Below are 24,928 nucleotides of genomic sequence, written 5' to 3' on the forward strand. Positions count from 1 at the left end.
CCTCCGTTCATTCTAATTTCCCCCAGTGTTTATATAGAATTTTCTGAAAAATAACCATATCTTTATTATTAGCCTTTTAAGAGAGAAATCCTGCTATCCTAAAGGGGAATTTACATAAATGGTCGAAACACCATATTCCTTGAAGACCAATTAGTTACCATAATGTTATTATCGTGAATATATTTTAGGATCTTCCTTCGTTTATCCCTATGAGGATTATGGGTAAAAGGTAGTCAGGAGGTGAGGGACATGTCTTTTAATTATAATCTTGATTTTGATTCCATAGATTTTCGTAAACATCCTGAAAAATACCGTGTAGGCCGCGGGGAACAAGGTGTTTTACTTGTAGAACCCTATAAAAGCGAAATCCTTCCAGAATGGCGTTTTAAAACACCGGATATTGCAGAAGAATCCTCAAATACCATTTATCGCATGTTTCTTCAATATAAGGAGGAAAATGATTTTGTGGGAATGGATATGGCAAGGAAATTCCTTCAGATGGGCTATACGAGGGCCAGAAGGTACGCCAATTATCCGGGTGGTAAGAAGTATAAGAAGGATGGGGATATCAATAATCGAAAGATAGATGAACAGAAAGCTGAATCAGCCTCCATTTTTGAAGCGAAATGGAAATTGGTGAGGGAAGATGATGACTATCTGAAAAGGAAGAAGGAACATCAGAACAAATATGGATGAATGGGGATGAACCTTAAAAAGGCTCATCCCCATTCGTTCCATTACATAATCCGTTTAAACATTTTTTCCATTTCATAGGTGGAATAATGAATGATAATCGGTCGACCATGGGGACAGGTGAATGGATCGCTGGTTCTTCTTAATTCATCCAGCAGCGCCTGCATATCCTCATTTCTCAAATGATGATTTGCTTTGATGGATCCTTTACAACTCATCATGATGGCTGCTTCTTCCCTCAGCTTTTTAATATCGACCTTGTTCATCTTGATGATCTGCTCAATCATGTCTTCAATGGTTTGCTGTTCTTCCCCTTTAGGGAACCACTGTGGGTGGGCACGTACGATGAAACTGTTGTATCCGAAGTCCTCGAGGAAAACCCCTACTTCTTCAAGGAGAGAACGATGTTCATTGATCTTAATATACTCATCCGTTGAGAACTCAAGTGTAAGGGGGACGAGGAGTTCCTGAAGTTCTTTCGAAACCTCCCCTACTTTCTCTTTATAGTATTCATACTTGATCCGTTCCTGAGCTGCATGCTGATCAATGATATAAAGACCGCGTTCATTTTGGGCGAATATATACGTGCCATGCATTTGCCCGACAAGATAAAGAGAGGGAACCCGAGGTGTTTCCTTTTCATCATCAATGTCTTGAATAGGTTGTTTCCGGGGTTCTTCTTTCTCGATAGGGTATCCTTGAAGAGGTTCTTCATTAGAAACGATACTTGTTGGTTCACTCGTATCCATGACAGGTGGTTGCGGCTCATACAGCTTCACCATCTCTTCTTTAGGCAGCAACCGCTCCCGGATGGAGTCTCTGTTATCATATCTAACTTCTTGTCGCTTAGCCGCATGATCGAGATTCATGTAGGTCTGCTCAGATTTCGGTTGAGCCATTTTAGGCGAGGTAGATCCTGAGGGAATCAGTTCCTTTCCTTTAAACACCCTCTTGATTCCTTCCGTTACCAACGAATTGAGCTCTGCTTCCTTACTGATGCGGACCTCCATTTTCGACGGATGCACATTCACATCCACCAGGATCGGGTCCATCTCGATACTAAGGAGCACGATGGGATGTCGTCCGATGGGGAGAAGTGTGTGATATCCTTCACCGATCGCTTTCGCCAGTGCATAGTTCTTTATGAATCTCCCGTTGATCATCGTAGAAATATAATTCCTGGATGCCCGGGTGACCTCAGGAAGGGATATGAATCCTTTTACATTAAAATCAAGGGACTCTACTTCGATCGATACCATTTTCTTCGCTATCCCGACGCCATAAATCGCGGCAAGAACCTGCTGGACATCCCCATTGCCATTCGTGTGCAAAAGCGATTTGCCATTATGGAGAAGCTTGATCGAGACAAAAGGATGGGCAAGGGCGATCCGGTTCACTACATCCGTTATATTTCCAAGCTCAGTATGAATGGTCTTCATATATTTTAACCGTGCAGGTGTATTGAAAAATAGCTGTGAAACTGTGATATCTGTTCCTTTTCTGGACGACGTGCTTTCAATCGAATTTACTTCTCCACCTCGGAGCTCAATGCTCGTACCCGGCCCTTCTCCCGTACTCGTTTTTAACATGAAATGAGAAACAGAAGCTATACTCGGAAGGGCTTCTCCCCTGAATCCCAACGTCCGGATCCGGAATAGGTCATTTTCGTCTTTGATCTTACTCGTTGCATGCCGCTTAAAGGCTGTTTGGACATCTTCCTTCTCAATTCCGTCTCCATTATCGATGATTCGTATGGATTGTAACCCTGCTTCCTCGATATGGATTTCAATGACGGTCCCACCTGCATCGATGCTATTTTCAAGGAGTTCCTTCACCACAGAAGCCGGTCGTTCCACCACTTCCCCTGCTGCGATTTTATTAGAAAGGGAATCATCAAGCTGAAATATTTTCACCACAGTTCCACCTCCTTATTGCTTTAACTTTTTTTGGATCCCGTATAGCGTATTCATAGCATCCAATGGCGTCATTTCAAGAATGTCCAATTTTTTCAATTCCTCTATGCATTTCTTTTCTTTAGAATTCAGCTTTTCTTTCTTTTCCGATTTTTCAGCTCCAAAAAAAGATAGCTGAGCCAAATCTTCTTCGCTTGTTTCCCGCTTTTCAACAAGCGACTCCCTTGAAGCGGCTACTTCATTGGAAGTTGAAGTTTCTTCCTTCCGTTCAAGCTCAAGAAGAATTTCATTCGCTCTCTGAATGAGGGCCTGGGGAAGTTCAGCGAGTTCTGCAACATGTATTCCATAACTTTTGTCTGCCGCACCCTCTTTGATTTTATGAAGAAAAACAAGTTTGCCATTTTGCTCCATCGCACTAACATGAACGTTTTTCACTTTTGATAACTCTTCCTCAAGAACCGTTAATTCATGGTAGTGAGTGGAGAAAAGGGTTTTCGCCCCGATATGTTCATGGATGTATTCAATGATTGCTTGTGCCAGTGCCATCCCGTCATAAGTGGATGTGCCCCGTCCGATTTCATCGAACAGAATCAGGCTTTGTTGAGTCGCGTGAATGATCGCATTCTTCGCCTCAAGCATTTCTACCATGAATGTGCTTTGTCCGGAGATCAGGTCATCCGCTGCTCCAATGCGGGTGAATACTTGATCGAATACAGGAAGATTTGCCTCGCTTGCAGGCACATAACACCCTATTTGGGCGAGGATGCTTGTTAGCGCCACCTGTCTCATATAAGTACTTTTACCCGACATATTGGGACCGGTAATCAGAAAGACTTCTCGTTCCTCATCCATATAGCAATCATTCGGAACATACTCCTGGGCGCCCATCACCTTTTCGACAACGGGATGCCTTCCCTCTTTCAAGACGATTTTTCTCTCGTCATTGAACAATGGACGTGTGTAATGACGTTTCTCACTGACGGTGGCAAAGCACTGTAGCACGTCCAGTTCACTGACGAGTTTTGCCAGTTTTTGCAGGCGGGGGATGAATTCCTTTACCCTTTCACGTATTCCAAGGAACAATTCATATTCTAAATCCACGCTCTTTTCATCAGCCTGGAGGATTAGGGATTCTTTCTCTTTTAATTCCGGGGTGATGAACCGTTCAGCATTTGTTAAAGTCTGCTTCCGTTCATAGCGTCCTTCTTCCAGGTGCTGCAGATTCGCTCTCGTTATTTCGATGTAGTAACCAAATACCCGGTTAAATCCTACTTTAAGAGACCTGATGCCAGTCCTTTCCCTTTCTTCCCGTTCAAGCTTAGCTATCCACGATTTCCCATTTTTGCTTGCATCACGATATTGATCCAGTTCTTCATGATACCCATCCTGAATCAGGTTCCCTTCTTTTATGGACAATGGGGGATTTTCGATCAATGCCTTTTCTAGAAGGTCTGTCAACTCTTTACATGGGTCGAGCCTGGCGACAAGCTCATCGGTTGCATCATTCTCCAACGATTGGATCAATTGCTTTAATACGGGTACTTGTTGCAGGGATTTTTTCAGCTGTATCAAATCACGACCATTTACATTCCCGAAGGCGACACGGCCCGCCAATCTCTCGAGGTCATACACTTCCTTTAGACGATCTCTCAGATCCTGCCTTTCAAAGAAGCGTTCCAATAATACCTCTACCACTGTCTGGCGACTTTCGATTTCTTGTTTATGAATAAGTGGACGATCGATCCACTGTTTTAAGAGTCGGGCACCCATCGCTGTCATCGTTTCATCCAAAAGCCAAAGAAGTGACCCTTTTTTCCCTTTGGAACGGATGGTCTCTGTCAGCTCCAAGTTACGCTTCGAATAATAATCCATTTTCATAAATTGGTGAAGCTGATACGTCTCAACGATTTGCAGGTGATCCAAACTCCTTTTCTGTGTCCGGAATAAATAATGAAACAGGAGGGAAGAAGCTTTTATGAGTTTCTCCTGCTTCAGCGTTTCCACCAGATGAGTGAATTCATGCCCGGGGCTAGAGTCCTGCTCATAGGATAACGTAACATCTGTTCTTTCTTTGATCCTCCCCTGAACCTCGTCAGAAAGATCAGGATGAATGACCACTTCTTTCGCCCCAATCGTGGATAATTCATTCATTAACGCCTGCAGTCCATCTGAAACGACCGTCACTTTGGTTTCCCCGGTCGTTAGATCACTATAGGCGAGGCCAAACGTATCATCATCAAAAACGGCTACTGAAGCAATATAGTTATTTTCTTTGTCAGTAAGACCTTTCCCATCCATAACTGTACCGGGTGTAATGAGCTGTACGACTTCCCTCTTCACGACACCCTTGGCTTGCTTTGGATCTTCCGTCTGTTCGCATATCGCTACTTTAAAACCTTTATCGATGAGTTGCTCTATGTAATTAGGAGCAGAATGATAAGGTACACCGCACATGGGAATTCGTTCCTTTCCTCCCCCATCACGGCTTGTTAAGGTTATTTCAAGTTCCTGGGAAGCTCTCACGGCATCATCAAAAAACATTTCATAAAAATCGCCTAAACGAAAAAATAAAAAGGCATCCTGGTATTCTGCCTTTACTTGTAAGTATTGTTTAATCATAGGAGTATATTGTGTCATGGTTTCATTCAAACCTTTCCAAGTAAATCTGCTATTCTCGACTATTCATTATATCATACGGACCATGGTTGAAGCATGTAGTAGATTGAGGAAACGCATATGGTATTGGCCTATTTCAAAAAAAAATCCGCTTCCTATTTATAGGAGCGAACTTTCTGTTTATCTATTCAGCTTGCTTGGCGATACTCGTTTCATCCTGTATACAAGCGGACTTTGCTTTTGGTTTATACACGAACTTATATAGCAGGTAACCAATCAGGAGCACTGCCCCTCCAATGAGAAGATAGGTCTGAATATGACTCATCATGGATTGAACGGATTTCAAATTGCCATTTTTCCCGACAATTAACATCGTGAGGGTGATCGGGAATATTCCTATGAAGGTTAAACCTCCGAATTTCCACTTGTTCACTTTACTGATACCTGCAACATATGAGACATAATTACCGATGCCGAGGGGTCTCGTAATCGCTATACTCCACAAACCACATTTTCGGAACCACTTCTGCCCCTTTTCAATTTTCTTGGAGCTGGTTTTTTCCTTGATTTTATCCTTCAGCTTAAATCCAATCCCATATGGTATGAAACTGAAAATGGTATAAATTGCACTGCTGGTGAGGGCTAATATCAAAAGCTTTAGCCACGATGGATCCAGTACGTACCCATAAGTCAGCGTCACAAGGGCTCCTGGAAAAGGCAATGAGGACGCTTCAATGGCATTTCCAGCGAATAACCCCCACATTCCTAACTCCTTAATTAATTTCATGACAAACTCCAACATCGGCCTTTCCCTCCACGATTCATTTATATACCCTTTTCCCTCTTTCACCCATTAAAAACTCATATAAAGGATAAGATTTCATCCACTGGAGGGAATTAATGTTAGGTGATGGGTACATTAATGAATTTCATCAATGAATGTTGGACCATCTATTTTCCACTGATTTTCCAATGAATCCCTGTGTAAATAGAAAACAACATTCTTTTCCCCTTGTGAATGATCAGACCTGATCCATTTCACCTTGAATTCTATGTTCATCGCCACAAGAGCAGGCAAGTCCTCAACCGGGAGTATGGATCTTTGGGTAATCTGGAAATGTTTCACTGAAGCAAGGGCCTTACGATTGTTTCCGGTCATGATTTGTGAAAGAAGTCTTTCGTCTTGTTGGTTAATGGCAATCTCAAGTACGCTGATTATTTCATATGGATCCAAACGGTACAGGAAATTGTCCAGATCACCACCTGCTTTCAATATCATGACTTTATGGGCTAAGTCTGGAGTCGGGGTCTTATGCGTCGTACTTCCGTAGAAATGGACACAGAAATGCCCTGGAAAATTATTTTGGAGTGCTCCGGCACCATGAGGCATTCCATTCATTGAGGCAGCAATGAGCTGGTCATGAACCAATACCAAAATGGCACGACGATCCCAACTCCACTTTCCTTCGTAAATGGCTTTCATTATTTTCGTGTCTTTTTCTGTGACTGGCTGTACATCCGCATGTTTACTTCCTGCCCTTCTCTGCACTTTGAAAGACAAACCTGAATCAACATCAATAATAGTAAAATAAGAATGGTTAGGAATGATTCCCTTTACTTGTTCCCATGGAAGAATCTCAACTTGAAAACTCGGTATGGCATCGGCCGATTTTGCTCCAAAGACAAGGAGCATTGATAGGACGATTGTGAATCTCATCATAAAAAGCATGTACGAAACCTCGTTTTTTCCCCTTAGTTTTAGCACCCTTGTTGCCGGTTCATTCACTCAATTTTTGGAAGTGGCATTTGAACATGAAATAGCTCTCTTATACGGATACTACCAACGAAAGGGAGGATTCATATGCTTTTGATTAAACTGACTGCGATAGGTCTGTTAGTGTTTCCGGCAATGGGGAGTCAAGATCACCTACATATCCAATCACCAAATCACACACCCATTTCAGTTGACCGTCACTACCTGGGAGTACCATTGTTGGATGAACCGTTAATGAATGAGAAACACTATGAGGATTTTGTTTCTCAAGTCCAGACTATGGTCTACACCCCTCCACGTAATGCCTATATTAATGAACATGGCCGGATAGTCCCCGAAGAGGCTGGATATAAGCTCCATGAAAGGAAGTTTCGTGATCTGGTCGAGGGTTTCTTATTCTCAAAGGGATCGGGATTGATCGAACCTCCTTTGTTGACCTTATATCCAAAGGTGGATAGTGAAATTCTCGCTCACATACGAACACAAAAAATAGGGCAATATGTTACGTACTTTAATAAACATAATGAAGAGCGAACGCAGAATATTATCCTGGCAACTAAAAAAATCAACAACACGGTTGTGTTTCCAGGGGAAGTGTTCTCTTTTAATGAAGTGGTCGGAAAAAGAACGAAACAAAAGGGTTATAAAAAAGCTCCCGTGATTGTAAGAGGGGAACTTTCAGAGGATATCGGTGGTGGTATCTGCCAGGTTTCTTCGACCTTATATAATGCGGTTGATCAAGCGGGCGTAACCATATTGGAAAGGTATCATCACTCAAAACGTGTGCCATATGTCCCTGAGGGCAGGGATGCAACCGTGAGCTGGTACGGTCCCGATTTCACCTTTAAAAATGCTTATAATCAGCCGCTTCTCATTCGTGCAAAAATTGCAGGTGGGCAAGTGAGCATAACCGTCCATTCATCAGATCTAATCAATGTGAAAAAAAGAAAGGTCCCCAGTGCCTCGGAGGAATTACAGCAGGAAAAACAAGTCGATCATTCCATACAAAATTAAAGGCATCTGCACACAAGCAGATGCCTTTAACCTGATTATTTAAGATGTTGAATCCCTTCAATGACAGTCGATACCAGTCGTTCCAGATCTTCTTCTTCGATGTTTAACGGAGGCGATATTGTCAGGACATTATTGAATCCTGCCACAGTTGCACCATTTTTACCGATGATGACTCCATTCTGTTTACAATATCCTATGACTGCGTTAACTTTATCCAGTTCCAATGGCTCCTTGGTATCCTTATGATTCACCATCTCAATTCCGATCAATAATCCCTTTCCTCTGACATCCCCTACATAGGGGTGGTCCTGAAGGTGATTTTTCAAGGAGTTTAACGTTTTTTCACCCAGGTCTTTTGACCGTTCAAAGAGTCTCTCATTTTCCATGATTTCAATGTTCTTTAAAGCAAGCGCACAGGCTGCAGGATTCCCTCCGAATGTGTTGATATGACGGAAATAATCATAGTCTTCAGATCCCTTAAAAGCTTCATAGATCTCACGTTTCACAGCAGTGGCGGATAACGGGAGATAAGCACTGGTGATACCCTTGGCCATTGTGATGATATCAGGCTTCACGTCATAATTCATAAAGCCGAATGCTTTTCCGGTCCGCCCAAAACCACAAATCACTTCATCTACTATTAAGAGAGCACCATGCTTCACACACACTTCTTTGGCCGCCTTCATATAGTCATCCTGCGGCATGAGGATTCCTCCGCCAGTAATAATTGGTTCCATGATCAGGGCAGCGACTGTTTCACTTAGTTCCCATGTCATGGCCTGATCAATTGCCTTCACTCCCGGAAGGTCATGGGGATTCCCCCCTGTCACTTCATCTCGGTATGCGTCCGGAGGAGCAATATGGTGAAACCCGGCAGCCAATGGTTCATACTTAAATTTTCGCTGAGCCTGACCTGTAGCAGCCAATGCCCCCATAGTATTGCCGTGATACCCTCTATACCGGGAGAAAATTTTATATCTTCCGTGCTCATCGTTTTGTTGATGATACTGCCGGGCGATCTTAAAGGCCGTTTCATTGGCTTCAGATCCACTGTTAGAGAAGAAAATCACATAGTCATCACCAAGTAATTGATTTAACTTCTCTGCAAGTTCAATGGCTGGCTTATGACTTTGGGTAAGAGGAAAGTAAGCCATTTTCTTGAGCTGCTCGTAAGCTGCCTCTGCTAACTCCTGTCGTCCATACCCAACGTTTACACACCATAATCCTGCCATACCATCAAGATACTTCTGTCCATCCTGATCAGTTATCCACGATCCGTGAGATTCTGTCACAACCATCGTTCCCTGGGGATTATATGGTTTCATGGAGTGCCAAATGAGTTTCTCATCCTGCTTTAACCATACATCCTGAGAGTGACCTGCTTTTACCATGAAGATTCCTCCTAACCCTGATTAAAAATCAAATCGAGAAGTGATCATTTTCTTCCTAGTATAGAAATTTACTCCGTCTTTACCATTTACATGCATATCTCCATAGAAAGAATCCTTCCACCCTGAAAATGGGAAGAATGCCATTGTCGCAGGAACCCCCACATTAATTCCCAACATCCCTGCGTCTGCTTCCTCCCTGAACTGTCGTACGGCGCCGGCGTCTTTCGTATAGATCGTTGCACCATTACCGTATCTTGACTGGCGGATGTAATCCAGTCCCTGGTCCAGATCTTCTGCTCTTAAAAGACTGAGGATAGGTGCAAACATTTCTTCTTTCGCAATCGTCATTTCTGGTGTCACATGGTCAAAGATCGTCGCCCCCAAGAAGTTCCCTTCCTTGAAGTCTTCCATCTCTTTCCGGCCGTCCCTAATGAGTGACGCTCCTTCTTGTAAGCCTTTTTCAATATAACCGAGAGTCTTCTCCCGATTTTCCTTCCGAATGACCGGAGTTAGCAGTACTTCCTCATCCATTCCGTTCCCTATACATAGTTCGTCTGCTTTTTTACTTAAAGCCTTCACAAACTCTTCATTGTCCCCAACCACCACAACCGCACTGCATGCCATGCATCTCTGCCCTGCACTGCCAAATGCTGAACTGATGATATGTTCAGCCGCTTTATTGAAATCCGCATCAGGCATGACGACATGATGATTTTTTGCTCCCGATAGTGCCTGAACCCTCTTTCCTTGTGAAGCGGCCTGTTGATACACATATTTCGCAACCGGCTGGGAGCCGACAAATGAGATGGCCGCAATGTCCTTATTCTCCAGTAAGCCATTCACCACATCATGGGCGCCGTGCACCACGTTTAAGACCCCGTCAGGCATTCCCGCCTCTGTTAACAGTTCTGCAAGTCTATTGGCTAAGATCGGGGTTCTTTCAGATGGCTTCAATACGAAAGTATTTCCACATGCGATGGCAAGGGGGAACATCCATAACGGGACCATCATAGGGAAGTTAAATGGAGTAATCCCCCCCACAACACCGAGTGGATAGCGAAACATTTCAGAGTCGATATCTTCCGCAATCCCACTGAGGGTCTCTCCCATCATGAGTGTGGGTGCTCCGCAAGCAAATTCCACACATTCTAATCCACGCTGAACTTCCCCATACGCTTCTTTGAATGACTTTCCATTTTCCTGCACAACCAGTCTGGCCAGATCATCGTGATTGTCTGAAAGCAATGAATGATATTTATACAGGATTCGGGCACGTTTTGGCACCGGGGTCTTTTTCCAGGTTCCTGAGGCAATCTTCGCAGCTTTCACAGCCATCGCTACATCTTCTTTAGTAGATATCGGCACCCTTGCAATCTCTTCATTCGTGGCAGGATTCAAGACTTCCAATGTTTGTGAGCTGAGGGAGTCCACCCACTTACCACCAATATAATTTTTCAATACTGCCACATCTTTTTTTATTACAGTCATATTCAGTTCCTCCTTGTTACTTTTTTCGATAAGATATCCCCAAAGAAATTCAGAACTTTCTGTATACTGGATACTTTCATTATGAAAGAAAACGTCTGGTCATTCATTAGACATTGTGTAACATAACCAAGGGATCCCGCTGGACACTATAGCTGAAAGCTTTGATTTATTGTATCTTAGTCTTCTTCAATAAGCTTAGAGGTTGCAAATAATCATGAGCCGCCAATAGAAATTCGATTGCCACTCGTTTATCCGATCTCATGAAATCTTCACCAAGCAAATCTTCTATTTTCTTCAGTCGATGATAGAGTGTTTGTCTCACAATATATAACCTTTTAGAGGTTTCTTGCTTTGATCCCTGACATGACAGGAAAACTTTAAGTGTCTTCATTAAATTCCCATCATGCTCCCGGTCATAATCAATTAATGGGGAAAGAAACTCTTCTATCATTTCCGACATGTTCACATTCTCATTGACGATTGAAATCAATCTGAATAAATGAAGATCATCAAAGAAATAATAATGATCTCCTACATCGACTTTCGCACGAAATGTAAGGGTGTCTTTCGCAGTTTCATAGCTTCTATGAATTTCCATCATCTCGAGTTGATATTTACCGGTGGCAAATACTGCATGCGACGACTTTCCAAAAAATCCTGATTTTAATATCTTTTCATATGCTTTGATCAATCTGGCCTTCCAGTCACCGGTTCTCCTGGTATCTAGGAGAATGAAGATTAAATCATGATCTATCCTTTCTGGCACCACTTTGAAACCATATTGCTCAAATATACTTTTTGTTACAAGGTTAAAAAAGGTTAAATCAAGCATTTCTTTCTCAGCCAGTGTATTCGTCTTGCAAATACATACGACACCCCCATGGATCGATACGTTTAGATTCTCCATGAAAGTGGCAAGTCTGTCGTATGATTGATCTCCTTTTAACCACGACATAATCCACTTTGATTCTTCCAAGCGTTTTTGTTCATCAAAATATAGTTCCCTCATCAAATATTGAGCAAGGGCAGTGGACGTCCGGTCAAGTATTAAGAGCTCATATTCACTAAACGGATGATTGTACCGGCAGATGCACAGCTCTGCATACTCCTGATCAAAAAGGATTACTTTCGTCGAAGCAACATGATGATCCTTACTATCTTTGTGCTTATAGTAGTTTTGTAGGAAAAGCTCTTCTTCATACGAACACATTAAGGGATGAACTTTTACATCTTGTTCTTTCAACTGAAAAAGTACCGGTACATCCAATTCAGTATGTAACATTTGTAGAATATCCCTGCAGTGTTTGACTGACAGCAGCAATTTATTCAGGTTCTGAGCGTAGAAATCAAGTTTCTTGATCATCTCATATTGCTGATTGATTATTACGGCGTGTATATCCTGCGTGATACTGACAAATGGAACTTCTTTTTCAAAAACAATGATGGGGAAATCAGATTCATCCGCCCACTCCAGGACAGCTGCTGGTATGGTAGAGATGTTTGTATCAAGTTCGATACAAAGGGCCGCTGCTTCACAAGCTCCCAACTGATGAATGAGTGAGAGGAAACTGTCTTCCTCCTTCAGGGCAAGACCAGTCGATAGGATCAATTCGTTCCCGTTAAGAAGATTTTTTATGGAAGTGACTTCGACAATGTGGACCCATTTTACTTGTCTTGAGAGACCTCTGTGTCCAGCCATCACCTTAGCATGTTCAAAGTACTTTCTTTCCAGGATATCTTTCACTGAAAAATAAAAATGACTTTTCATCCTTCTCTCCTTCAATTTGGCGTGGAGAAAAAGGATTGGCAGAACCAATCCTTCACTCTTCTTCAGTATGGGGGATTGCAAACTGTATCTCCTCACCCCACCACTTCACTAATTGCTCTTCAGTCAAGTGATCCGATGACAAGACGGTTAATACCCAATGTATTAACTCATCTGTCGTTTGCATACTTTCAGGGCACAGCGTCAAAACTTTGTCTGCGGGAAGATCACCCATGCCGATTAGCCCCCCTTTCAATGATGTGTATGAAATAAAAGATTTGAAAAATACTTTCGTGCATTCGCCGTTTTCACATGCAAAGTGGCGCTTCTTTTATTTTCAGTATGTTTAAAAACTACAAAAGCCCCACTGAGATTTTCGGTGACCTTTTCTATTTTGAAGCCCTTTTGCAGGAGAAAATCAATCTTATCTCTTTCGCTTAAGAACTCTTGATAATCGGACATTTCGACACCCTTTCATTATCCTATTTGGAACCTCTGTAGCCTATTCAAGAAAAACTCGTGCCCGTCGGGGATTTTTCGATAACGTTTTCTTCTGCATCTTCAATGATCCAATCACGGCCTACCGACATTCCCAGATATTTCTCATCACTGGGATCGGAAAGCTCGGCCTGCTCATACTTTTTGAACCACCAATATTTAGCCAATACGTAATAGCAGAGGGCACCTATACCAAATCCAACCAAAAATGAAAAGTTAGGAACGAAATATGAAACGACTGCCCCGAGGATCCATGATATGAAGCCCGCAAGATTGATTCCTTTCATATACCTGAATTGTCCCCTGTCTTCATATAAGGCGGGCACATTGACCCGGCGTTTTCTTATAAAATAGTAATCTGATATCAATATTCCTACGATTGAGGATAAAATCCCCCCCACAAATAGCAGAACAGGAATGATGATATCGAAAAGGTTCCAGGGCTGAACAATCGTCCCCACGACTCCGGCTGTTAACACACCAGCCCAAAAAGGAAACTTGGGTCCCCCAACATTTGAAAAAATGGTGGCTGCAGGTACTATATTGGCTGCAATATTCGTAGACCACTGTGCCAGGACGATCATCAGGAGGAGGACTCCTAAAACAAATCCACTTGCTGCCTCCTGTAAGGCGACTACAGGATCATAATTCAGTACGGCTATATACGAAATACCGCCGATTAATACCATAAATGCTTGAGTAATCGGTAGGGCTACTAGATTGCCAATGAGTGCACTCCGATTTCTCTTGAACCAATTCCTTTCATTGCTTGGAGCCTTCATGAAGCGCGAAATGGAAGGAATATCTGCTGAAAGTGTTGCCCAAAATCCCATATTACTAAAAATAACAACAAGGAAAGCAGTAAATGTGGCTGCCCCCGTCACCGGACTTTCAACCCAGCTCCAAATATCTCTTCCCTGTGAGGCAGCGGAGTTTGATAATGACGAATACATCCAGACTGAGATGAGGATGATGACTGGGGCGGCAAGGTCCGCAAAACGTTCTACAGCTTTAATCCCAAGTGCCGTATTCACCAATTGAAGAATAGCAAAAATCAGGAAACACACAAACCAATTATCAAAACCTGATAATATATTTAGAATTCCGTTCATCGCCGTGGCACCGAAGTATGTGTTGATTCCGAACCACATGGAAGCAGCCAGGCCCCGAACCACGGATGGAATATGCGTCCCGATTGTTCCGAAGGGTGCTCTCATGTATACAGGGAAGGATAAACCATGTTCGATCCCGATATCGCCTGTTAAGGTAATAAATAATCCAATCGCAAGGGAACCTATGATTGTGGCTAAAACAACGAGTGGTAGTGGTAATGATACGACACCGGCTCCACCGATTGCGAATGTTGCAAGTACGACGACCATCCCCACCCACATAAAGGAATAACCAAGCTTTGTAACTTTCCTTTCACTTTCTTTGATCGGTAATAAATCAGGAGACTTTAAGTAACTTCTTTTCAACATGAACACCCCATTTTGTTTGCTTCGAATAGCTTTACCAATCTTCTCACAAGAGAGGCGAGTGGGCGCAGTCCCTGCACCCGGCTCGCGAGGAGTCGTTCTAAGATTAAGATGGATGTTTTACAATAAAGGTTATCAGCTCTTAGAAGATTGAAGTGCTGCACTCTCTTCATTTACCAGCAGGTTACCGTATTTCGCTCTCTTAATATACTTTCCGGTACCCTGTTTCCCTACAAAAGTTTTATCTTTGATGACATATTCACCCCTGGATAATACAGAAACCGGTTCGCCTTTAATCTTCATGCCTTCGAACGGGTTATAATCTGCTGCCATATGATGGGTCACAGCAGAGATGACTCTTTCTGCTTCCGGATCAAAGATGACGATATCTGCATCCGAACCAACGGCAACGGTTCCTTTCTGAGGATACAACCCAAACAATTTCGCACTTCTCGTCGACATGATATCCACGAACTGATTCAAGCTTATGCGTCCTTTTTCAACCCCTTCTGAGAATAATATGGATACACGGTCCTCAATGATCGGTCCGCCATTCGGAATTTTAGTGAAATCTTCTTTCCCAAGATCCTTCTGCCCCTGGAAATCAAAAGAACATTGATCAGATCCCAATGTTTGAAGCTGCCCGCTTTTCAAAGCATTCCATAAGACGTCCTGATGCCACTTTTCCCTGAGTGGAGGCGACCATACGTACTTCGCCCCTTCAAAGTTGGGGCGTTCTAAATAAGTTTGATCAAGCACCAGATACTGTGGACATGTTTCACCCCATACATTCAACCCTTTACTCCTCGCCGCTGAAATCTGTTCCACGGCCTCAGAGCATGAAACATGTACAACATATAGTTGTGAATCCGCTAATCCCGTTAGTTTAGCCGCTCTGCCAGTAGCTTCCCCTTCAAGTTCAGGAGGCCTCGTCAAAGCGTGATAAATCGGTTCCGTTTTCCCTTCTTCTAATGCCTTCTCGGTTAAGTATTCAATGACATCCCCATTCTCTGCGTGAACCATGACGAGGGCTCCGAGTTCCCTTGCAGCAACCAGTGTCCTGAATAGGGTTTCATCATCTGCCTGAAATACATTTTTATACGCCATAAACACTTTGAAAGATGTGATGCCTTCCTGCTGTATGACTTCAGGCAGCTGAGAGAGGACCTCGTGATTGATCTCGCCAATCATCAGATGGAAGCTATAATCGATAACGGCTTTGTCCTTTGACTTCGCGTGCCATGTATCGATGGCACTTTGAAGAGGTTCTCCCTTTTTCGTTAAACAGAAATCTATGAGGGTCGTTGTCCCACCAAAGGCAGCGGCAATGGTTCCGGTTTCAAAGTCATCCTTTGAAACCGTGCCGCCAAATGGCATTTCCAGATGTGTATGCGGATCGACTCCTCCTGGAAAAATGAATTTCCCCCTTGCATCGATCACTTCAGCCTCTCCTGGATCAAACCCTTTTCCAATCGCTGCAATCTTTCCGTCTTGTATCAGGATATCTGCTTTATACGTATCGGTTGCTGTGACAATCGTTCCATTTTGTATGATTTTTTCCATTACGGTACCTCCTGGGTTATTTTACTGCATTTACTTTAGAGCCCGACAGGTTACTCATGACTGTTTGACGCTCGTTCCAGGTCATCGGCATTTGACCACTCGGAACTTCAATCATGTCTATGGCACCATCAACAGGACAGACAATCGAGCATAGATTACATCCGACACAATCTTCTTCCCGCACCTTTAGATAGCTGTTTCCATCAGGATCCTTCAGCATATCAATGCACTGATGAGATGTATCTTCACATGCAATATGGCACTTATTGCAATTGATACACACGTCATTATTAATCTGGGCCACTACGCTATAATTCAGATCCAGATTACCCCAATCGGAAAATCTAGGCACTGACTTACCAACGATCTCCTGAATGCTTGAAATTCCTTTTTCATCTAAATAATTATTCAATCCATCCAGCATATCTTCGACAATCCTGAAACCGTGGTGCATGGCAGCCGTGCATACTTGAACTCCGGAAGCACCCATGAGCATGAACTCAACGGCGTCCTGCCAGTTTGACACTCCCCCCATGCCTGAAATCGGAACATTGATCCTCGGGTTCCTTGCACATTCTGCCACCATGTTCAAGGAAATAGGTTTCACTGCGGGTCCACAATATCCACCATGAGCTCCCTTACCGGCAACATGTGGAATGGTGTTCCATGAATCCAAATCCACTCCTGCAAGACTATTGATCGTGTTGATCATGCTGACAGCATCCGCTCCGCCTCGAACGGCTGCTTCGGCTGTCACGGTAATATCTGTTATATTAGGTGTGAGCTTTACAATGACCGGTGTCCTGGCCACTTCCTTTGCCCAGTAAGTTTGTTTCTCGACCAGCTCAGGTACTTGACCGGAGGCCGATCCCATCCCCCTTTCAGCCATCCCATGGGGACATCCGAAATTCAGTTCCAATCCATCAACGCCTACATCCTCAACTTTTTTGACGATTTCATGCCACTTTTCCTGCTTCGGCTCCACCATTAATGAGGCAATGATGGCGTGATTCGGGAATCTCTTCTTGGTTTCATATATTTCTTTTAAATTCACTTCCAATGGACGATCCGTAATCAGTTCGATATTGTTGAAACCTGCTACCCTCTGACCGTTAAAGCTTACTGCTGCGAACCGGGATGAAACATTTATAATAGGTTCACCCAACGTCTTCCAAACCGCACCTCCCCAACCAGCCTCGAAAGCCCTTTGAACCTGATACCCTGAGTTCGTTGGTGGCGCAGATGCTAACCAAAATGGATTGGGTGATTTGATCCCCGCTAAATCTATGCTTAAATTCGCCATGGAATTCCCCCCTCTTAAACAGTTTTAACTCGTTTTCACTCTCGAACATATCTCATGCAAATGGTATGCTGCCTGCTTCCCTTGCTCTGCTGCCGTAACGACCATTGCTTCCCCGATGCCTTTACCGAATACGATGTCCCCACAGGCAAAAATTGAAGGATTCGACGTTTGAAAAGTCCCGGGGTCAACCTTCACAACCCCTTCAGAGTGCTCCAACCCGAATTGTTCAATTAGTGAAAGATGACGGGTCTGCCCTATGGCTTTAATGACGACGTCAACCGGCAAAATGAATTCGGAGCCGTTTACCGGAATGGGTCGTCTTCTTCCATCAAGCCCTTGTTCGCCAAGTTCCATCTTGATACATTCAATCCCTGTAACCTCTCCTTTTTCATTCCCGATGATTCTTTGAGGAGCTGTCAACCAACGGAATTCGACACCATCCTGCTTTGCAAATTCGTATTCAAAATCATAAGCTGTCATTTCTTCTTTTGTACGTCGGTATAAGATTTTCACATTCTCTGCTCCTAGACGAATAGAGCAAGTGGCTCCATCTATAGCTGTGTTTCCTGCACCGATCACCACTACTTTTTTACCAATGTATTCGTGATTCAACACGCCACTTTTGGTTTTTTTCACAAACTCAATGGCATCATGGACACCTGTCAGCTCTTCTCCATCAATTCTTAAGTCCGGGACACTAGACATTCCTGCAGCCAGGATGACAAAATCATGTTTCATTGCGATTTCTTCGGCTGATAAATCCTGACCCACTTTTACATTTGTCCGGATCTTTACATTCAATTTCTTCACCTGTTCCACTTCCCAATAAGAAATGCTTTGAGGAAGGCGGAACGAAACAATGCCATAAGTATTTAAGCCCCCCGCTTCTTTTTCAGCCTCATAAATCGTTACATCATATCCAAATCGCGCGAGTTCTCTTGCTGCAGAAAGCCCTGCCGCTCCCCCTCCGACGATTCCGACTTTCTTTCCGTTCGGCTCTCCCGCTTTAAAGAGCACAGTGTCATTATGTCTTGCCCAATCTGTTGCATACCGTTGAAGATCCCCGATCATAATGGGTTTGGTTGAAGAATTTAGTACACATGCTCCTTCACATAGCTCCTCTGTCGGACAGACCCTTGAGCAGCTCGCCCCAACGGGATTTGCAGACATGATTGTCTTAGCAGAACCTTTTAAATTCCCTGATGCAATCTTTTTGATAAATGATGGTATATCGATACTGGTTGGACATGCTTGAATGCATGGTGCATCATAGCAATACAAACATCGATTTGCTTCCTCCAATGCCTCCCTGCCTGTTAACCCTTTATGGGTTTCCTGAAAATTTATCTCCAGATTGAGTAATGAAAGTGTGTTGGACAAACTGACTTCCCCCTCTTCATTTCCGATTAATGAATCAAAATGATGGAGCACTCCTTATGACAATAAACACCGGTTCCTGCTTGGTTAAGGAAGTAACGCCGTCATATCGTTATAGGTTTCGGGTCTCCGGTCACGATAAAACTGCCATGTGTCCCTTACTTCTCTTAACAACTTTTTATTCATTTCCCCAATGATCACCTCATCCTGATCCCTGCTCCCAACTGATACAAAGCTTCCCCTCGGATCGACCAGATAGGACTGGCCGTAGAATTCCCCCATATTCCAGGGACCTTCATACCCCACACGATTGATGGCTCCCAAATAGTACCCATTTGCCACTGCATGAGCAGGCTGTTCAAGCTTCCATAAGTATTCGGAAAGCCCTGCTACGGTCGCTGACGGATTAAAGACAATTTCGGCCCCCTTCAATCCTAATAAACGCGCTCCTTCAGGAAAATGCCTGTCATAACAAATATAGACTCCTACCTTGGCATAAGCCGTATCAAATACCGGGTACCCAAGATTTCCCGGTTTGAAATAATATTTCTCCCAGAACCCGTATCCTTCCTCCCCGACCCCCACGTGGGGAATATGCTGTTTTCGATATTTACCCAGGTATGATCCATCTGCGTCGATGACAGCTGCCGTATTATAGTACGTTGCTATTCCTTCCCGCTCGTAGATTGGTAGAACGATGACCACACTCAGTTCTTTGGCCAGATCCTGGAATTGTTTTGTAGTAGGTCCATTCGGGATTTCTTCTGCAGAGTCATACCATTTAGGATTTTGCTCTGAGCAAAAGTACGGCCCATAGAATATCTCCTGTAAGCATATGATCTGGGCACCTTTTTTCGCTGCATCTCTCACTAATTCCACATGCTTTTTTATTGCTTTCTCCTTATGGACGTCCACTGTTTCATTCCCGTCCACATCATGAGATGCCTGAATGAGTCCGATTGTGACTAAGTCTGACATTCCAATTCCCCCCATACGTTAAGATTTTTATAAAATAGTAAGCGCTTTCATTGTTTTTTGCTTCCTATGTAAACACTTACTAGATTTCACTTACGTCTAAATAAATTCTGAATTTTAAGTATTTTCACTTTATTTTAACCCGTACTAAAATAGATTGCATTATACATTCTGTAACATGAACTACCTTCACCATTTGTCGTTATGTATTATAATCTATTTAATTAGCCATCTTGTCCGTTTCTCATACGGTATCATACGTACCTCGCGAAATTTGTAGAATAATTTGTCTAAATCTTATAAAAATTCAGTTTTTAATCGACAAAGTTCACAATCCTTCATTTATTCCTATCTTTTATGAAAAGAATGCACACGCACAAAAAAACAGCCTCTTCAAATGAAAAGGCTGTTCCCTCGATTAACACTATGAATTGACTGATTTCATTTCCAGTGACTGCTGTCTTTCCGGTCTGTACTTTAATACTTGTACAATAAACCACATCAATACGGCTAACCAAATGATTGCTCCAAGAACCATCGAAACTGAATAGGATAGACCGAACCCTTCTGGTGCATAGAAAATATACGAACTTACCACTCCTGTCATAAACAGTGCGGGAAGGCTGCAAATCCAGTGAAATTTTGCTTTCTGCAATAAATAGATGGAAGCGGTCCATAGCATGACAGTCGCAACTACTTGATTCGACCATCCCACATACCTCCAAAGAAAGGTATAATCGATTTGAGTCAGCAGGAAAGTAGGCACTGCAACCGGGATGACGAGTAATCCGGGAAGCCATTTCCCTTCCATTTCTTTCTTCCGAAAATCGCTCAGTAAATCTGCGAGCATCATACGTGAAGATCTGAGGGCTGTATCCCCTGTCGTCACTGGGAGAATGATGACACCAAGGACTGCCAGTATCCCGCCGAGAGTCCCAAGTGTCGTTTTACTTATCTCATTAACTACTCCAGCAGGTCCTCCTGAAGCCAACGCTTCTTGCAGGCCGGCTGTTCCATTAAAGAATGCCATACCTGCAGCCGCCCAGATCAACGCGATAATCCCTTCAGCTACCATCGCCCCATAAAATACTTTCCGACCTTCACTTTCCCGTTTTAGGGTCCTTGCCAAGATGGGACTTTGAGTGGAATGGAAGCCGGAAATGGCTCCGCATGACACCGTGACCATTAAGAGCGGCCATAAAGGCAGTTCGCCTGGATGCATGTTTTCAAATGTTAAATTTGGGACCGGATGTTCAAAGAAGAATAATCCGATTCCAATTGCTACCGCCATAAATATAAGTATCGCTCCGAAAATCGGATAAATTCTACCGATGATTTTATTGATTGGTAAAACAGTTGCAATCAGAAAATATGTAAAGATAATAACCAGAGAGGTCATAAAATTAAGCGGCGTCACCTCTGCCATAAGTTGCGCCGGCCCCGATGTAAAGGCAGCCGCTACCAGGATCATTAACACGATGGATAAAATGTTCATGACAGACTGAACGGGTTTCCCTAAATATTTCCCTACAATTGTCGGGAACTGTGCCCCATTATGTCTGAGAGAGAGCATTCCGGAAAAATAATCATGTACGGCTCCAGCGAACAATGTCCCTATCACAATCCACAGAAATGCCACAGGACCATATAAAGCACCCAGTATCGCACCGAAGATCGGACCCAATCCCGCAATGTTCAAGAGTTGTACCAGACTTGCCTTCCACCAGCTCATGGGCATATAATCCAAGCCGTCTTTTTTAGCATATGCAGGTGTGATAGTTGAATCATCGATCCCGAAAATCTTTTCTACCACCTTTGAATATAAGAAATAACCAACTACCAGAATACAGATGGATGCAAGAAATGTGAGCATCACGATGTCCTCCCTTCACTAATTGAAATTAACGTTTATTCTAATACGAAGAACGACAAAAAACAACAGAATTTTCTAAAAACATTATTTTTTCAGAATAAATCAACATCAATGGTTTCAAATAAAGCCTATCTAAACAACAATGAAACCGCGTACAATTCTTAAAAAATTTTTTTAATATAATGAAAGACGCATCCCCATTTGGGAATGCGCCTCATCGGAGATTATATTTTAGATTTAGTAAATTTCTCGTGAGCTTTCAAGAAATCTTTATTATTTCTTTCAGTAGCGATCTCCAAAGGGGATTGGGTATCTTTGGTATCTTCTGGTTGGATGGCTCGCCCGTCTCCATAAGCCAGCAGCAAAGAAACGATCTCTGCGCTTCCATCAAAAGCAGCAATATGTAAAGGTGTATGGCCGGATGAATCGCTCTGATTTACATTCGCTCCCTGATTCAGCAGGAACTCCACTAACTCCTTTGACGCTTTCCCGGCAATTCCTGCATGTAATGCTGTGTTGGATGGAATGTAGGATACCTTTGAATTGGAAACGGAATTGATATCCGCACCAAAATTCAGAAGAAGCTCCACAATTTCCTTTTGATCAAAATGCGATGCCACCCCGAGTGCGGTTAAGCCTTGTTCATTTTCTGCATTACAAAGATTCGTATCATTTCTTAACGTTTGTTCCACTACCGCTTTATCTCCCGTTTCGATTGCCTCAAAAAACTCTTCAATTGTAAAGGATGTCATTGACTTCACCTCATTTTTTCATAATTACAAATATTCTACCAATTTATTTTGATAAAAGATAGGGATGATTGCCAAAATAGGCACTCATCCCCAGGAACGGCTACTGATCCAATTTTAATTTAGCCAAGGCATCAGCTAATGCTGTATTGACAGGCTCTTCCTTCTGTTGTGTATTTAGATATTTATTGACATCCCTTTTTGTCGCTTTACTATTCTTTTCTTTTTTTCTTCTATCATTGAATGTCGATAATTTTTCTCTATGTCCACATACACAGGTGAATGTCTGCCCTTCCCCTTCTCCTCTTAAGTCCAGGCGTTTATGGCAATTCGGACACCGGGCATTCGTTTTCTTGCTGATATTTTTCCGGTGACCACATTCCCTGTCTTGGCATACCAGTTTCTTTCCATGCTTATTTTTAATCTCTAACATTAAATTCCCACAGTCCGGGCATTTTGTTCCTGTCAGGTTATCATGTGTGAATTTCTGGGTTGAATTTTTGATTTCACTGACGGACTTCTTCGTATAATCCTTGATTTCTTTCAGAAATTCCTGCTTCTTCAGGGATCCATTGGCGATTTTTTCAAGCTTTTGCTCCCACACCGCCGTCAAAGTAGGTGACCTGAGCTCCAGAGGTGCAAGTTCCAATAGTTGCTTCCCTTTGGAAGTCATATGAATATCTTTTCCTTTTGACTCTATTACCCCTGAATTGAAGAGCTTCTCAATAATATCTGCTCTTGTTGCGACAGTCCCAAGCCCGCCTGCCTCAGAGATCATCGTGAGCAGGTCTTTATTGCTTTCTTTCATGAACTTCTTAGGGTTCTCCATGGCGGATAACAATGTTCCCTCATTAAATCTTCCAGGAGGATTAGTTTGTCCCTCCGTTTCTTTCATTGTGAGGACCGGATAGGCAGTCCCTTTTTCCATTCTGGAAAGAAGTTGGTCTGCTTCCGTGTTGTGATCATAGAGTTCTTTCCATCCTGACTCTACAATCCGCTTCCCTTTTGTTTGAAACGTTTCTGACCCGATTGTGGCTTCTACAGTCGTTTGTTCGTACTGAAAGGGAGGAAGGAATACGGCTAAGAAACGCTTGACAATCAAATCATATATTTTTCTTTCCCTGTCCTGCAGCTTCTGAAGAAAAGGCGTTTCCTCCGTCGGGATAATCGCATGATGATCTGTCACCTTTTGATCATCTACATATGCTTTTGACAATTGCATTGAGCCCTGTAACGCCCCGTGGGCCAACTTTCGGTAAGGTTGAACGTTCACCGCTTTCAATCTGTCCTTAAGGGTTGAAACCATATCACTTGATAAATGTTTACTATCTGTTCTCGGGTACGTCACTAATTTATGCTGCTCATACAATTTCTGCATGATAGAAAGCGTTTCTTTAGCAGAAAATCCAAAGATTTTATGGGCATCTCTTTGTAATTCAGTCAAATCATAAAGGGGAGGTGCGACATTTTTCTTCAATGTTTTCTTCACTGACTGAATGACGATTTCCTTCCTGTCTTTTAATGACTCCATGATTGAAGTGATTTCTTCTTTGTTAAACGTTCTCGTATCATTGGTTTTCCTGTTGGACCACACAAAGGTCCCTTTATCCGTGACAGCTTGTATACCGTAAAAGGATTGTGGGGTGAAATTCTTTATTTCTTCTTCACGCTGGGCAATGATACTTATCGTCGGTGTTTGTACACGTCCGCAAGACAATTGGGCATTGTGCTTGGTGGTCAGCGCTCTTGTTGCATTCATTCCAACATACCAATCAGCAGCGGACCGTGCCTCGGCAGCAGCATATAAATTTTCGTAGCTTTTCGCGTCTTTGAGTCTATTGAATCCATCCTTGATGGCTTTGTCGGTGACAGATGAAATCCATAACCGCTTTAATGGCTTATTCACCCGGGCTTTTTCGATGATCCAACGGGCGACAAGCTCTCCTTCACGACCAGCATCGGTGGCAATGACGATCTCTTTTACATCAGGGCGGTTCATTTGCGTTTTGACCGTGCTGAATTGTTTTCCCGTTTTCTTGATCACAACAAGATTAAGGGAGGATGGGAGCATTGGGAGATCTTCAAGCTTCCATGATTTATACCGATCATCATAGCTTTCAGGCTCGGCCAGTGTCACCAGATGTCCAAGTGCCCATGTGACGACATAATCGTTTCCCTCCAAATATCCATTTCCATCTTTCGTACACTGAAGTACTCGGGCAATATCTCTACCGACAGAAGGTTTTTCTGCCAGGACCAAAATTTTTTTCATGTAAAAAATCCTTTCATTACCGAATGTATGTTTTATTTCCCTTCTATTTTAACATACAATAAAAGGGGTGGAGTATGTTGATTCACGCTAAGGAAAAAACCAATCACCGGGTCTTAGTGATTGGTTCAACACATAAAAAAAGAGCATCTGGACAGATGCCCGCTGTTTCTATCTCCATGCCCCTCG

At 43.0% G+C, this 24,928-nt stretch carries 19 protein-coding genes; 2 read left to right on the forward strand and 17 right to left on the reverse strand.

What is annotated here, in order from left to right; all coding sequences use genetic code 11:
• The first annotated feature begins 249 nt into the window (after positions 1-249).
• Positions 250-696 (forward strand): DUF4385 domain-containing protein, encoded by a 447-nt coding sequence (locus ACSQ2E_RS13035; RefSeq protein WP_435991122.1) that lies wholly within the window; start codon positions 250-252, stop codon positions 694-696.
• Between the two features lie 41 nt (positions 697-737).
• Here ACSQ2E_RS13035 and mutL read toward each other — a convergent pair whose 3' ends face one another.
• From mutL to ACSQ2E_RS13055, 4 genes are all read right to left on the reverse strand, one after another.
• The gene (gene mutL / locus ACSQ2E_RS13040; protein WP_435991124.1) at positions 738-2,609 is read right to left on the reverse strand and encodes a DNA mismatch repair endonuclease MutL; all 1,872 of its coding nucleotides are present in this window, start codon (positions 2,607-2,609) and stop codon (positions 738-740) included.
• Positions 2,610-2,621: 12 nt separating this feature from the next.
• A complete protein-coding gene (gene mutS, locus ACSQ2E_RS13045; protein ID WP_435991126.1) occupies positions 2,622-5,243 on the reverse strand; it encodes a DNA mismatch repair protein MutS in 2,622 nt (873 codons plus the stop codon).
• A gap of 163 nt (positions 5,244-5,406) precedes the next feature.
• A complete protein-coding gene (locus tag ACSQ2E_RS13050; protein WP_435991128.1) occupies positions 5,407-6,009 on the reverse strand; it encodes a DedA family protein in 603 nt (200 codons plus the stop codon).
• Between the two features lie 132 nt (positions 6,010-6,141).
• Positions 6,142-6,951, reverse strand: coding sequence for a hypothetical protein (locus tag ACSQ2E_RS13055; protein WP_435991130.1), 810 nt, complete (start codon positions 6,949-6,951; stop codon positions 6,142-6,144).
• A gap of 132 nt (positions 6,952-7,083) precedes the next feature.
• Between ACSQ2E_RS13055 and ACSQ2E_RS13060 the strand changes: the two genes are divergently transcribed.
• Complete coding sequence (locus tag ACSQ2E_RS13060; protein WP_435991132.1) at positions 7,084-8,010, forward strand: VanW family protein; 927 nt, start codon at positions 7,084-7,086, stop codon at positions 8,008-8,010.
• A 35-nt stretch (positions 8,011-8,045) separates the two neighbouring features.
• Here the strand turns inward: ACSQ2E_RS13060 and ACSQ2E_RS13065 are convergent, their stop codons facing one another.
• The 13 genes from ACSQ2E_RS13065 to ACSQ2E_RS13125 all read right to left on the reverse strand — a co-directional run bounded on the left by ACSQ2E_RS13065 (position 8,046) and on the right by ACSQ2E_RS13125 (position 24,742).
• The gene (locus ACSQ2E_RS13065) at positions 8,046-9,401 is read right to left on the reverse strand and encodes an aspartate aminotransferase family protein (RefSeq protein ID WP_435991134.1); all 1,356 of its coding nucleotides are present in this window, start codon (positions 9,399-9,401) and stop codon (positions 8,046-8,048) included.
• Positions 9,402-9,422: 21 nt separating this feature from the next.
• Positions 9,423-10,889, reverse strand: coding sequence for a CoA-acylating methylmalonate-semialdehyde dehydrogenase (locus tag ACSQ2E_RS13070; RefSeq protein WP_435991136.1), 1,467 nt, complete (start codon positions 10,887-10,889; stop codon positions 9,423-9,425).
• Between the two features lie 166 nt (positions 10,890-11,055).
• Entirely contained in the window at positions 11,056-12,657 is a 1,602-nt protein-coding gene (locus ACSQ2E_RS13075; protein ID WP_435991138.1) for a PucR family transcriptional regulator, read from the reverse strand.
• 52 nt (positions 12,658-12,709) lie between these two features.
• Positions 12,710-12,889 (reverse strand): hypothetical protein, encoded by a 180-nt coding sequence (locus ACSQ2E_RS13080; protein WP_435991140.1) that lies wholly within the window; start codon positions 12,887-12,889, stop codon positions 12,710-12,712.
• Between the two features lie 17 nt (positions 12,890-12,906).
• Positions 12,907-13,116 carry a hypothetical protein gene (locus tag ACSQ2E_RS13085; RefSeq protein ID WP_435991142.1) on the reverse strand — a complete coding sequence of 70 codons (210 nt, stop codon included), beginning with the start codon at positions 13,114-13,116 and terminating at the stop codon, positions 12,907-12,909.
• A 44-nt stretch (positions 13,117-13,160) separates the two neighbouring features.
• Positions 13,161-14,633 carry an NCS1 family transporter gene (locus tag ACSQ2E_RS13090; protein WP_435991144.1) on the reverse strand — a complete coding sequence of 491 codons (1,473 nt, stop codon included), beginning with the start codon at positions 14,631-14,633 and terminating at the stop codon, positions 13,161-13,163.
• Between the two features lie 132 nt (positions 14,634-14,765).
• Entirely contained in the window at positions 14,766-16,193 is a 1,428-nt protein-coding gene (gene hydA, locus ACSQ2E_RS13095) for a dihydropyrimidinase (protein ID WP_435991146.1), read from the reverse strand.
• Between the two features lie 16 nt (positions 16,194-16,209).
• Entirely contained in the window at positions 16,210-17,496 is a 1,287-nt protein-coding gene (preA, locus tag ACSQ2E_RS13100; protein ID WP_435991148.1) for an NAD-dependent dihydropyrimidine dehydrogenase subunit PreA, read from the reverse strand.
• Between the two features lie 24 nt (positions 17,497-17,520).
• On the reverse strand, positions 17,521-18,876 hold the full coding sequence (locus ACSQ2E_RS13105) for an NAD(P)-dependent oxidoreductase (RefSeq protein ID WP_435991150.1): 1,356 nt from the start codon (positions 18,874-18,876) through the stop codon (positions 17,521-17,523).
• An 84-nt stretch (positions 18,877-18,960) separates the two neighbouring features.
• On the reverse strand, positions 18,961-19,851 hold the full coding sequence (locus ACSQ2E_RS13110) for a nitrilase-related carbon-nitrogen hydrolase (RefSeq protein WP_435991152.1): 891 nt from the start codon (positions 19,849-19,851) through the stop codon (positions 18,961-18,963).
• Positions 19,852-20,272: 421 nt separating this feature from the next.
• Complete coding sequence (locus ACSQ2E_RS13115) at positions 20,273-21,721, reverse strand: carbon starvation CstA family protein (RefSeq protein WP_435991154.1); 1,449 nt, start codon at positions 21,719-21,721, stop codon at positions 20,273-20,275.
• 224 nt (positions 21,722-21,945) lie between these two features.
• Positions 21,946-22,473: an ankyrin repeat domain-containing protein gene (locus tag ACSQ2E_RS13120; protein WP_435991156.1), complete on the reverse strand. Its 528-nt coding sequence runs from the start codon at positions 22,471-22,473 to the stop codon at positions 21,946-21,948.
• 100 nt (positions 22,474-22,573) lie between these two features.
• Complete coding sequence (locus tag ACSQ2E_RS13125) at positions 22,574-24,742, reverse strand: DNA topoisomerase III (protein ID WP_435991158.1); 2,169 nt, start codon at positions 24,740-24,742, stop codon at positions 22,574-22,576.
• Positions 24,743-24,928 lie beyond the last annotated feature (186 nt).

This window comes from Rossellomorea sp. LjRoot5, from assembly GCF_964253455.1.
Classification (GTDB): domain Bacteria; phylum Bacillota; class Bacilli; order Bacillales; family Bacillaceae_B; genus Rossellomorea.